The organism is Streptomyces sp. 549 (assembly GCF_030124175.1).
GTDB lineage: Bacteria > Actinomycetota > Actinomycetes > Streptomycetales > Streptomycetaceae > Streptomyces.
Map to the genome: position 1 here is coordinate 103,481 of NZ_JASKMT010000016.1, position 11,971 is coordinate 115,451.

General features: G+C 73.1%; 9 protein-coding genes. 5 read left to right on the plus strand and 4 right to left on the minus strand.

From position 1 onward, the window contains the following. Positions 1 to 110: 110 nt before the first annotated feature. Both QNO07_RS18475 and QNO07_RS18480 read right to left on the minus strand, forming a co-directional pair. Entirely contained in the window at positions 111 to 1,496 is a 1,386-nt protein-coding gene (locus QNO07_RS18475) for a jacalin-like lectin (RefSeq protein ID WP_283993250.1), read from the minus strand. A gap of 131 nt (positions 1,497 to 1,627) precedes the next feature. Further along, on the minus strand, positions 1,628 to 2,353 hold the full coding sequence (locus tag QNO07_RS18480; protein WP_283993251.1) for an AAA family ATPase: 726 nt from the start codon (positions 2,351 to 2,353) through the stop codon (positions 1,628 to 1,630). A gap of 162 nt (positions 2,354 to 2,515) precedes the next feature. Here QNO07_RS18480 and QNO07_RS18485 point away from each other — a divergent pair, with 162 nt between their 5' ends. Further along, positions 2,516 to 3,274, plus strand: coding sequence for an SDR family NAD(P)-dependent oxidoreductase (locus tag QNO07_RS18485; RefSeq protein WP_283993252.1), 759 nt, complete (start codon positions 2,516 to 2,518; stop codon positions 3,272 to 3,274). 17 nt (positions 3,275 to 3,291) lie between these two features. On the opposite strand, the gene QNO07_RS18490 is transcribed toward QNO07_RS18485, so the two are convergent. After that, positions 3,292 to 4,485, minus strand: coding sequence for an RtcB family protein (locus QNO07_RS18490; RefSeq protein WP_283993254.1), 1,194 nt, complete (start codon positions 4,483 to 4,485; stop codon positions 3,292 to 3,294). A 276-nt stretch (positions 4,486 to 4,761) separates the two neighbouring features. Between QNO07_RS18490 and QNO07_RS18495 the strand changes: the two genes are divergently transcribed. The 3 genes from QNO07_RS18495 to QNO07_RS18505 all read left to right on the plus strand — a co-directional run bounded on the left by QNO07_RS18495 (position 4,762) and on the right by QNO07_RS18505 (position 7,924). Then, a complete protein-coding gene (locus tag QNO07_RS18495; protein ID WP_283993255.1) occupies positions 4,762 to 5,667 on the plus strand; it encodes a hypothetical protein in 906 nt (301 codons plus the stop codon). Between the two features lie 31 nt (positions 5,668 to 5,698). Beyond that, a complete protein-coding gene (locus tag QNO07_RS18500) occupies positions 5,699 to 6,445 on the plus strand; it encodes a DUF3558 family protein (RefSeq protein WP_283993256.1) in 747 nt (248 codons plus the stop codon). A gap of 198 nt (positions 6,446 to 6,643) precedes the next feature. Continuing rightward, entirely contained in the window at positions 6,644 to 7,924 is a 1,281-nt protein-coding gene (locus QNO07_RS18505; protein WP_283993257.1) for a DUF2637 domain-containing protein, read from the plus strand. A gap of 147 nt (positions 7,925 to 8,071) precedes the next feature. Here QNO07_RS18505 and lysS read toward each other — a convergent pair whose 3' ends face one another. Further along, the gene (gene lysS / locus QNO07_RS18510; protein WP_283993258.1) at positions 8,072 to 9,835 is read right to left on the minus strand and encodes a lysine--tRNA ligase; all 1,764 of its coding nucleotides are present in this window, start codon (positions 9,833 to 9,835) and stop codon (positions 8,072 to 8,074) included. A gap of 180 nt (positions 9,836 to 10,015) precedes the next feature. Between lysS and argS the strand changes: the two genes are divergently transcribed. Beyond that, the gene (gene argS / locus QNO07_RS18515) at positions 10,016 to 11,794 is read left to right on the plus strand and encodes an arginine--tRNA ligase (RefSeq protein WP_283993260.1); all 1,779 of its coding nucleotides are present in this window, start codon (positions 10,016 to 10,018) and stop codon (positions 11,792 to 11,794) included. Positions 11,795 to 11,971: the final 177 nt, after the last annotated feature.

Consider the following 11,971-nt stretch of genomic DNA (forward strand, 5'->3'; position numbering starts at 1 on the left):
CCACGCGCTGCGCCCCGCGACCGGTGCGGGTCGCGGGGCGCGAAGGCGGGTTCCGGGTCGTGCGGGCGTCGGGGCGTGCGGGTGCTCGGGCCCCCCGGTGCTCGGGTTCCCTACCGTTGGCGGGTGTAGAGCACGCCGACCTTGTCGAGTTCGTCGCCGGAACGGCCGTGGAAGCCGGAGATCGCGTAGCCGGGCGGCGCGGTGAAGGTCGTGCAGTCGGAGGTGGGCGTTCCGCCGGAGAGGGTGCGGCCCGCGCTGGTGGTGAACCGCGCGGAGAAGATGCGCGTGCGGTCGTTCCGCTTGCCCTGGCAGACCTGCAGCGAGGTGGCGTGCTCGTCGGCGGCGAGCGTCAGCGACACGGGCGTGCCGCCGTTCCCGCCGTGCGCCAGCTCCGGCCCCTCGGCCGGTGTCAGCCCGATCCGGTCCACCCGCGCTCCCGCCCGCAGCGACAGCCGGACGGCCCGCGAGTCGGCGGCCACCCGGTTGAGGTCGTTGAAGTAGTCGCCGTGCGGACCGCCGAAGCGGTCGCTCATCCGGAACGCCGGGTCCACCTGCCAGGAGAAGTCCGCCGCGATCGGGTAGTGGTCCGACAGCGGGCGGTCGGCGGCGTCGCGGAAGGCGGCGTTGTCGTTGCGGTAGTCGGTCGCGGTGAGCGCGAGGTGCTTGCTGCCCCGGTAGAGGATCTTGTCGACCACCTCGCAGCTCTCGGTGACCGCCGCGTCGTCGCAGACCAGCGCCGGCGAGCCCGGCGCCGGAGGCGTGCCGCCCCTGGCCCGTTCCACCCAGGCGTCGGTCAGGCCGTTCGCCGCCGCGAAGTCCGCGATGGTGTCCCCGGAACGGGTGTAGCGGGTGTTGGTGTCGCCGGCGACGATCACCGCGCTGCCGTCCGAGCGGGTGCGGATGAACTGGGTGAGCTGTGCCAGGTTGGCCCGCCGCGCGGCGAGGTCACCGGGCTCGACGCCCGCGTCCGCGTGCACGTTGTAGAGGTCGATCCACACCCCTTCGGCCAGCCGGAGCCGCTGGTACGTGAAGCCCTTGGGTGTGAGGCAGTCGCCCGAGCCGATCGAGCAGTCCTTCCACTTCACCCGCTCGAAGTCCCCGGTGTCATAGGGGAGATGGGCGAGCGAGTTGAGACCGCTGCCGAACGGGACGCCGCCGCTCGTCGGCGTGCGGTACGGGTGTTCGTCGGCCGCGTAGAGCGCGGCGTGGTAGTTGAAGTCCTCCTGGACGTGCACCACGTCGTACGGGTCGAGGCGTGCCCCGATGATCGGGGTGTTGGTCGCCGGGTCGCCGTTGTTGAACAGGTCGGGCAGTCCGGCGACGTTGTAGCTGAGCACGGACAGCGAGCCGCTCTCGGCGGACGACGCGGAGGCCGGCAGCGCCTGAGGGGCGGAGGAGGCCGGGGCGGTGGCGGGCGCGGACCGGGCTGACGCGGGGGCCGCCACGGCGGCGAGAGCCGCTGCCAAAGCGACGGCGACAAGAGGGCGACCGAGCATGTACTGCCTCCAACTCCCGTGATCGAGGGGGCTGATGGAAGCAGAAGTCCGCCCGCGCGTCGACCCTTTCGACGTACGGAACCGTCGCGGGGAGCCAGGACGGCACCCCGCATCCGCCGCTCGCCGCGCCCCTACTCGCAGATGTGGCGCAGGTAGGCGCGCGGGTCCGCGAGGTAGCGCCGCCAGTGGTCGACGAGGGCCAGCTCGTGCCATTCGGCCGGGTGCGCGCCCCGCTCGTCGACCTCCAGGATCTGCGCACCGGGCAGTGCGGTGAGCAGCGGCGAGTGCGTGGCGCACACGATCTGCGACCCGGAGTCGGCGAGCTGGTGGAGCAGACCGACGAGTTGCAGGCAGGACGCGAACGACAGCGCCGCCTCCGGCTCGTCCAGCACGTACAGGCCGGGCCGCCGGAAGTGCTCCTGGAAGGCGGCGAGAAAACCCTCGCCGTGGCTGACGTCGTGGACGGGCACCCCCTCCCCCTCCAGGGCGTGCATCGCCGTCTCGGCCCGGAGGAAGAACCCGCGCCGGCCCGTCCGCGGGCCGCGCACCATGCGCCGCCCGGACGCGGTGGCGTCGAACCGGACGCGCTCGCCCAGCGGGGAGCGCGCCCGGTCCGAGACGTGCCGGTAGCCGGCCCGGCCGCCGTACGGGTCGAGCCCGAACCCCTCGGCCAGGCCCTCGACCAGCGTGGACTTGCCCGAGCCGTTCTCCCCGACCAGGAACGTGACGGGGGCGGAGAACCGCAGCCCGCCGTCGTCCAGCAGCTGCCGGACGCACGGCACCGACCACGGCCAGCGCCGCCCCTCCTCCCCTTGCAGTTCCGGCGGCAGGTGGGCGTAGGCACGTTCGATGAGCATGCGGGCAGGCTATGGGCTGTCCCGCTCTGACACCCCCTCCGTGATCATGTACGCGCCGCGTCTTCGCTAACCTGCCAGGGGCACGCGGACCGCCGGTCCGGGTGCCGCACCGCACGTGCCGAACCGAACCGTGCCGAACCGTGCCGAACCGAGGAGACAGCGATGACCACCAGCCGTACCGCGGTGATCACCGGCGCCAGCAGCGGCATCGGGGCGGCCACCGCCCGGCAGCTCGCCGACGCGGGCTACCGGGTGGTGCTGACCGCCCGGCGCGAGGACCGCGTCAAGGCGCTGGCCGAGGAGCTGAACGCGGCCGGCCGGGAGGCCGTAGCCCACTCGCTCGACGTCACCGACCGGGACGCGGTGGCGGCCTTCGCCGCCGGCCTGGACCGGGTCGACGTGCTGGTCAACAACGCCGGGGGCGCTCTCGGCACCGAGTCGGTGGCCGAGAGCGACCCGGGCGACTGGCGGGCCATGTACGAGGTGAACGTGCTGGGGGTGCTGCACGTCACCCAGTCACTGCTGCCCGCCCTGACGGCGTCGGGCGACGGAACCGTGGTGGTCGTCACCTCCACCGCCGGACACGCCGCGTACGAGGGCGGCGGCGGTTACGTCGCGGCGAAGCACGGGGCGCACGCGCTGGCGGCGACGCTGCGCCTGGAGCTGTGCGGCGAACCGGTCCGGGTGATCGAGGTCGCGCCGGGCATGGTGCAGACCGACGAGTTCGCCCTGACCCGGTTCCGCGGCGACGCCGACCGGGCCGCCGCCGTGTACGCCGGCGTCCCGGACCCGCTGACCGCCGACGACGTGGCGGACACGGTGACCTGGGCGGTGACCCGCCCCCCGCACGTCAACATCGACCTGCTGGTGGTGCGTCCCCGCGCCCAGGCCGCCAACCACAAGGTCCACCGGCGGAGCTGACAGCGCGGGGTGCACCGTCAACCCTTCACACAGACGACCTGCCGAAGCGCCGCCACGATCTCGACCAGGTCCCCCTGCCTGGCCATCACCTGCTCGATCGGCTTGTAGGCCGCCGGGATCTCGTCCACCACCCCGGCGTCCTTGCGGCACTCCACACCGCGGGTCTGGTGCTCCAGGTCCGCGGCCGTGAAGCGCCGCTTGGCGGCGTTCCGGCTCATCCGCCGACCCGCGCCGTGCGACGCCGAGTTGAACGACGCCGCGTTGCCCAGGCCGCGCACCACGTACGAGCCGGTGCCCATCGAGCCGGGGATGATGCCCAGCTCGCCGGCGCCCGCGCGGATCGCACCCTTGCGCGTGACCAGCAGGTCCATGTCCTCGTACCTCTCCTCCGCGACGTAGTTGTGGTGGCAGGAGATGACGTCCTCGAAGAGCGGCTTCGCCTTCTTGAACTCGCGCCGCACCACGTCCTGGAGCAGCGCCATCATCACCGCGCGGTTGCGCCGGGCGTACTCCTGCGCCCAGAACAGGTCGTTGCGGTAGGCCGCCATCTGCGGGGTGTCGGAGACGAACACGGCGAGGTCGCGGTCGACCAGGCCCTGGTTGTGCGGCAGCTTCTGCGCCTGGCCGATGTGGTACTCGGCCAGCTCCTTGCCGATGTTGCGCGAGCCGGAGTGCAGCATCAGCCACACCGCGTCCTCGGTGTCGACGCACACCTCGATGAAGTGGTTGCCGGAGCCGAGCGTGCCCATCTGCTTCTCCGCCCGCTCGTGGCGGAACCTCACCGCCTCGGCGACCGTGCCGAACCGGGACCAGAAGTCGTCCCAGCCGGCTGTGGGGAACCCGTGCAGCCGTCCCGGGTCCACCGCGTCGCCGTGCATGCCGCGGCCCACCGGGATCGCCGCCTCGATGCGCGAGCGCAGCCGGGACAGGTCGCCGGGCAGGTCCGACGCGGTGAGCGAGGTGCGCACCGCGGACATGCCGCAGCCGATGTCCACACCGACCGCCGCCGGGCAGACCGCGCCCTCCAGCGCGATCACCGAACCGACGGTGGCGCCCTTGCCGTAGTGCACGTCCGGCATCACGGCCAACCCCCGGATCCACGGCAGCGTCGCCACGTTCTGGAGCTGGCGCAGCGCGCCGTCCTCGACGGTGGCCGGGTCGGCCCACATGCGGATGGGCACCCGCGCGCCGGGCATTTCGGTGTACGTCATGGTCGGTCATCTCCCCCGAGATACATGGTGGATACCGCCACGTGGCATGACAAAGATGAAAAATCAGACCTGTGGCCGCAAAGCCCCCGCCGGACCGGACGTCCGTACGGTGGGTGCGGTAGACATTGTGTTTTGTCGTCCCCTGTCGGCGCACCGGGTTTTTGCCCGACGGGCCCGGACGCACCGGTCAGCGGGCGGCGGCACAGCCGCCCGCGGCGCCGGTCGGCCGGCACGGGCGCGACGACCACCAGGGCGCAGGACGACGAAGGAGACCGTGTGCAGCGGAAGGCATACCTGGGCGGTGCGGCGGCGGCCACCGCCCTGGCCGTGGGCCTGGTCGCCTGCACGGGCGGCGGCGAGGCGGCCGGCACCGGCGAAGACGCCAAGCCCGGCGGCACGTCCGCGTCCGCGCCGTCGGCCAAGCCCGGCACCTACCGCACGCTGCCCGACCCGTGCGACGCGGTGCCCGAGGCCACCCTGCGCGACCTGCTGACGCCCGGCGCGGCGGACGGCGACGACGCGCAGACCGGCACCCCCGGCACCGGTGACCCGGCGCTGGAGGGCGAGGCCGAGCCGACCTACGACACCGACCGCCGCGTCAGCTGCCGGTGGAAGAGCCCCACCGGCCTCGGCAGCCACCACCTCACGCTCGACTTCGAGCGGGTCGTCTCCTACGACACCGCCGTCAGCGACGACGACCGGGCCGCCGAGCTGTACGAGGACCGGGCCCTGAAGGACCGCATCCCCGCCGAGGCCCCGTCCCCGGCCGAGACCGGTGAGCCGGAGGGCAGCGGCGAGGCGGACGAGGAGGGCGGCGAGCCCGAAACCGGCCAGTCGCCCGGCGCCGGGCAGGGCTCAAGCACACCCGACGCCTCCCCGACCGGCAGTGCGGGCGGAGACAGCGCCTCCGCCCCGTCCTCCGACACCGGCGTGCCGGACCCCGCGTTGGCCCCCCGCCCGCTGGACGGCATCGGCGACAGCGCCTACCTCAACGACGTGCTCGCCACCGCCGACTCCGGCGTGCACCGCGACATCACCCTGGTCTTCCGCTCGGGCAACGTCATCGTGACCGTCGAGTACGACCAGTGGTCCAACGACAAGCGACGGCTCCCCGACAGCGCGGAGCTCCAGAAGAAGGCGCAGAAGCTCGCCGAGCAGCTCGCCGCCAACCTGGCCGGCTGACCCATCGCACACCTGGAAGCGAAGACACACCATGTTCCGTGACACCCCGCAGGCCCAGCAGGCCCAGCAGGTCCCGCAGGACCCCCAGCGCACAGCCCGCCCGCGCGGCGCCGCCGTGCGCCGCGCGCTCGCCCTGGCCGCCGTCCCCGTGCTCTTGGTGGCCGGCTGCTCGTCGGGCGGGGACGGCGGAAGCAAGGAGGCCGCCGAACCGTCGGCGGCGCCCAGCTCTGCCGCGCCCAGCCCCGAGCCGGTGAAGTTCACCACGCTGCCCGACCCGTGCCAGTCGCTGGGCAGGGACCTCGTGCAGGAGGTCGTTCCGAAGGCGCCGCCGGGCAAGAACCTCGGCAGCAAGGACGCGGACGCCTACACCAGTTGCCTGTGGAGCGGGCTGGACGACTTCGAGTACCGGGCGCTGAGCGTCTCGTTCCGCCGGTTCGACTCCGACACCGGCCTGGGCAGCGGCGACGAGCGGGCCACCGAGTACGCCGCACAGCAGGTCGAGGCGGCGACCCGCGACGAGTCCCACAAGGGCGTCAAGGACAGCCCGCTGAAGGACCTCGGCGACGCGGCGACCAACGTCGCGTACGACACCGCCAAGAAGGACGGCAAGAAGTCCGAGGACTACCGCGAGCAGCGCACCGTGGTGCGCTCGGCGAACGTCGTCATCACCGTCGACTACTCCGGCGCCGGGTTCGAGGACGCCAAGACGCCGTCCGCGGACTCCATCGGGAAGGGCGCCGAGAAGGTCGCCGAGAAGGCCCTCTCCGCCCTGGACTGACCGCGCAGGAGGCCGCGGATCGGCCCATGGGGCCCATGCCCGGCCCTCGGGGCTTCCGGCCGGCCCTCGGGGGCCTCCGCCCGGTCATGACCTTGACAGGTGTGCAAGGCTGGGCGCCGCCCGGTGTCCGGGGCGGGGCCCGCCGGCAAGAGGTGGCAACCCGGAGTCTCATGTGGGAGGGGATCGCGGGTGTCCGCGATGAAGCTGAACCGCACGCACCGCGTGCTCATCGGCGTGGTGCTCGTCGGCGCCATGGTGATCGCGGCCATCGGTTTCGCCGGCTCCTACGCGGCGGTGCGCGAACTGGCCGAGGACAAGGGCTTCGGGGCCTTCGCGCCGTTCTTCCCCATCGGCATCGACGCCGGCATCGTCGTGCTGCTCTCCCTGGACCTGCTGCTGACCTGGCTGCGTATCGGCTTCCCGCTGCTACGCCAGACGGCCTGGCTGCTGACGGCCGCCACCATCGCCTTCAACGGCGCCGCCGCGTGGCCCGACCCGCTCGGCGTCGGCATGCACGCGGTGATCCCGCTGCTGTTCGTGGTGTCCGTGGAGGCCGCCCGGCACGCCGTCGGGCGGATCGCCGACATCACCGCCGACAAGCACATGGAGGGCGTGCGGCTGTCCCGGTGGCTGCTGGCGTTCCCGTCCACGTTCCGGCTGTGGCGGCGCATGAAGCTGTGGGAGCTGCGCTCCTACGACGAGGTCATCCGCCTGGAGCAGGACCGGCTGGTCTACCAGGCGCGGCTCCAGGCCCGCTTCGGCCGGGCCTGGCGCCGCAAGGCACCCGTCGAGGCGCTGATGCCCCTGAAACTGGCCCGCTTCGGCGTGCCGCTGACGCAGACCGCGCCGGCCGGCCTCGCGGCGGCGGGCATCGAACCGCAGCTGCTGCCGCCGCAGCCCGCCGCGCCGATGGGGGAGGCCGGAGTCGTCCAGGGGGTGGCGCCGCACGCCCAGGCACTGACGCCGACCGCGTCCGGCGAGGAGGGCCGACAGTCAGCCACCCCCCGGAACGCGCCGGCTGAAGGCGGCCACGGCCCGCACCCCAGGACGCTCGCGGGCGTGTCTCCGCCGGAGCAGCAGACCTCCCAGGACGAGCAGCCGCCGCAGGCCCCGGTGGCGCAGGCCCCGGTGGCGCAGCCACGCGCGGCCGAGCCCGCGCCTGCTCCGGAGCCGGGCCCCGAGCCGTCCCGGAAGCAGGCGTCCCAGCCGCAGCCGCAGCCGCACATCCAGGTGCCGAACGGCGCGGGAGGCATGCGGACCCTGGGCGAGGGCGTACCCGACGTGGTCCCCTCGGAAGAGGAGCTGTACCGGGTGTTCCGGTACTCGATAGTCGGTGAGGGCCTGCCTACACGCGGCGCCTTCGCCTCTGACGTCGAGAGCACGTACGGCGTGCGTCTGGAGCCCCGCGAGCTGAGCCACTACATGGAACGGTTCGAGGCCCGCTTCAACAGCGAACTGATGGAAGACCACATCGCCTAGGTCGGCCACCTCGGGCGTCGGGGCCCGCGGCACTGGACAACCCGCCGCCCCGCGCCCGTGTTCCCGGGCCCGCCCCCACACGCCCACGGGCCCGGGACCGCGCCCGTGGGCGGCGGTCCCGGGCCCCGGGGACGCGGGTGCGGGCGGCTACGCGCCGAGCAGCTTGCGGACGCGGTCCGCGCCGACCGCCAGCAGCAGCGTCGGCAGCCGGGGCCCGGTGTCCCGGCTGACCAGCAGCCGGTACAGCAGCGCGAAGAACGCCCGCTGCGCGGTCTTCAGCTCCGGCGTCGGCTTCGCCTCCGGGTCGAGCCCGGCCTGCAGCTTCGGCACGCCGTAGACCAGCGTGGTCAGGCCGTCCAGCGACCAGTGCGTGTCCAGGCCGTCGAGCAGCAGCCGCAGGCCCTCCCGCCGGCCGTCGTCGAGCGAGGCCAGCAGCTCCGCGTCCGGCTCGTCCCGCACCCGGGTGCGCTGGTCGGCCGGCACCTGCGTGGTGATCCATCGCTGGGCGCGGTCCAGCCGCGGCCGGGTGTCGTCCAGCGAGGTGACGGGCTGCTCCGGGTCCAGTTCGGCGAGGATGCGCAGCGTCTGGTCCTCGGCGCCCTGCGTGATGTCTGCCACCGACGCCAGCGTGCGGTAGGGCAACGGACGTGCGGTGCGCGGCAGTTCACCGGCGGCGGTGCGCACCGAGCGGCCGTGCGCGGCCACGTCGGCGGGCTGGGCGGTGCCCTCGGCGATGCGGCGCTCCAGCGCGTCCCACTCGTCGTAGGTGCGCTGGATCTCCTGGTCGAAGGCGACCTTGAACGCCTGGTTGGGCCGGCGGCGCGCGTAGAGCCAGCGCAGCAGCGGCGCCTCCATGATCTCCAGGGCGTCCGCCGGGGTCGGCACGCCGCCCTTGGAGCTGGACATCTTGGCCATGCCGCTGATGCCGACGAAGGCGTACATCGGCCCGATGGGCTGCGCGCCGCCGAAGACCTCGCGGACGATCTGGCCGCCGACGACGAACGACGAGCCGGGCGAGGAGTGGTCCACGCCGGAGGGCTCGAAGACGACGCCCTCGTAGGCCCAGCGCATCGGCCAGTCGACCTTCCAGACCAGCTTGCCGCGGTGCGACTCGCTCAGCCGGACCGTCTCGCCGTGGCCGCAGCGGCAGGTGTACGCCAGCTCGGTGGTGTCGTCGTCGTAACCAGTGACGGTGGTGAAGTCGGTCTCGCACACCGCGCAGTACGGCTTGTACGGGTAGTACCCGGCGCCGGACGTTCCGTCGTCCTCCGAGGCCGCGCCGGAACCCTCAGCGGCGGCCAGCTCGGCGGCGTCCACCGGCTTCTGGCCCTGCTTCTGCGACTGCTTCTGCCCCTGCTTGCCCCCGGCGGCCGGCCCGGCGCCGTTGCCCGCACTCTTGTCCTTGGTGCGGTAGCGGTCGAGCACGGCGTCGATCGTCGCGCGCTCCCGCATCGCCAGCAGCACCTGGTCCCGGTACGCGCCGGAGGTGTACATCTGCGTCTGGCTGACGCCGCGGAACTCCACGCCCAGCTCGGCGAGCGAGGCGGTCATCGCCGCCTTGAAGTGCTCGGCCCAGTTGGGGTGCTCGCTGCCGGGCGGCGCGGGCACCGACGTCAGCGGCTTGCCGATGTGCTGCTCCCAGGACGCGTCGACTCCGGCCGGGACCTTGCGGTACCGGTCGTAGTCGTCCCAGGAGATCAGGTGCTCGACCTCGTGGCCCCGGCGGCGGATCTCGTCGGCCACCAGGTGCGGTGTCATGACCTCGCGCAGGTTGCCCAGGTGGATCGGCCCCGACGGGCTGAGGCCGGACGCGCACACGATGGGTTTCCCGGGGGCGCGCCGCTCCGCTTCGGCGATGACCTCATCCGCGAAACGGGAGACCCAATCGGCCTCGGGGCTGGTCTGAGCCACGTCCGGTACTTCCTTCTCGTCTGCGCCGGAACGGCGGTGCGCCGGCGCTCGTGCCACTGGTGCGGTACCGGCGGCCCGCCGGGCGGGTCCACCGGCGTCCATTGTCCCATCCGAAGCGGGTACGTCCGCCCGTGGGATACTGGCCGACCCATACCTCTGCTACGGAACGGCTCAGCATCCATGGCTTCGGTCCCTTCCCTCGCCGCAACCGTCCACCAGCGCGTCGCCGACGCCCTGTCGGCCGCCCTGCCGGAGTCCGCCGGCGCCGACCCGCTGCTGCGACGAAGCGACCGGGCCGACTTCCAGGCCAACGGGATGCTGGCCCTCGCCAAGCAGCTCAAGGGCAACCCGCGTGAGCTGGCCGCGAAGGTCGTCGCCGGGCTGCCCGCCGACGACCTGGTGGGCAACGTGGAGGTGTCGGGTCCCGGCTTCCTCAACATCACCGTCACCGACGGCGCGCTGCTGCGCACCCTGGCCGCCCGCGCCGCCGACGAGCGGCTCGGCGTGCCGCTCGCCGAGTCGCCCGGCACCACCGTCATCGACTACTCCCAGCCCAACGTGGCCAAGGAGATGCACGTCGGGCACCTGCGGTCCACGGTGATCGGCGACGCCATCGTGCGCATCCTGGAGCACCGCGGCGAGAAGGTCGTGCGCCGCCACCACATCGGCGACTGGGGCACCCAGTTCGGCATGCTCATCCAGTACCTGATCGAGCACCCCGACGAGCTGGACGGCAGCCCCGCCGACGCGGCGGGCGGTGACGCCTCCGGCGAGGCGGGCGAGGCCGCGATGTCGCGCCTGAACCGGCTGTACAAGGCGTCCCGGGCGCTGTTCGACTCCGACGAGGACTTCAAGAACCGCGCCCGCGACCGCGTCGTGCAGCTCCAGGCCGGTGACGAGGAGACGTACGGCCTGTGGCGGCGCATCGTCGACGAGTCGAAGGTCTACTTCCAGGCCGTCTACGACAAGCTCGACGTCGAGATCCGCGACGAGGACGTCGTCGGTGAGAGCGCCTACAACGACGACCTCCAGCAGGTCGTGAAGGACCTGGAGGCCGCGGGCGTCGCGGTGCGCTCCGACGGCGCGCTGTGCGTGTTCTTCGACGACGTGAAGGGCCCGGACGGCAACCCGACGCCGCTGATCGTCCGCAAGTCCAACGGCGGCTTCGGCTACGCGGCCACCGACCTGGCGGCGATCCGCAACCGGGTCGCCGGGCTGCACGCCGACACGCTGCTGTACGTCGTCGACGCCCGGCAGGCGCTGCACTTCCGGATGGTCTTCGAGACGGCCCGCCGGGCCGGCTGGCTGCCCGAGGGCGCCGCGAGGCAGCTCGCCTTCGGCACCGTGCTCGGCAAGGACGGCAAGCCGTTCAAGACCCGCGAGGGCGAGACGGTCCGGCTGGTCGACCTGCTCGACGAGGCCGTGGACCGCGCCGCGCAGGTGGTGCGCGAGAAGGCCAGGGACCTCACCGAGGAGGAGATCGCCGACCGTGCCGCGCAGGTCGGCATCGGCGCGGTGAAGTACGCGGACCTGTCCACGTCGATGTCCCGCGACTACGTATTCGACCTGGACCGCATGGTGTCGCTCAACGGCGACACCAGCGTCTACCTCCAGTACGCCTACGCGCGCATCCAGTCGATCCTGCGCCGGGCCGGCGACGTCGGGCCCGTCGCCCAGCCGGAGCTGGCGCTGGCCCCGGCCGAGCGCGCGCTCGGTCTGCACCTGGACGAGTTCGGCGACACGCTCGCGGCGGTCGCCGAGAGCTACGAGCCGCACAAGCTGGCCGCGTACCTCTACCAGCTGGCCTCGCACTTCACGACCTTCTACGAGCACTGCCCGGTGCTGAAGGCCGAGGACCGCGCGACGGTGGAGAACCGGCTGTTCCTGTGCCGGCTCACCGCCGACACCCTGCACCGCGGCATGGCCCTGCTGGGCATCCGCACCCCCGCCCGCCTCTGACCGACTCCCGCCCCCGGCCGCCGCCCGCCGGCCACCGGCTTTCGACACGATCCGTACCAACGGCCCGGACTCCTCAGGGAGTTCGGGCCGTCGTGCGTGGTGGCCACGGAGTTGCGCGACCTGCGCCAATCCGGGCCCGGCAGCGCCCCGGCCGGGTTACCGTCCACACGTCCGCCC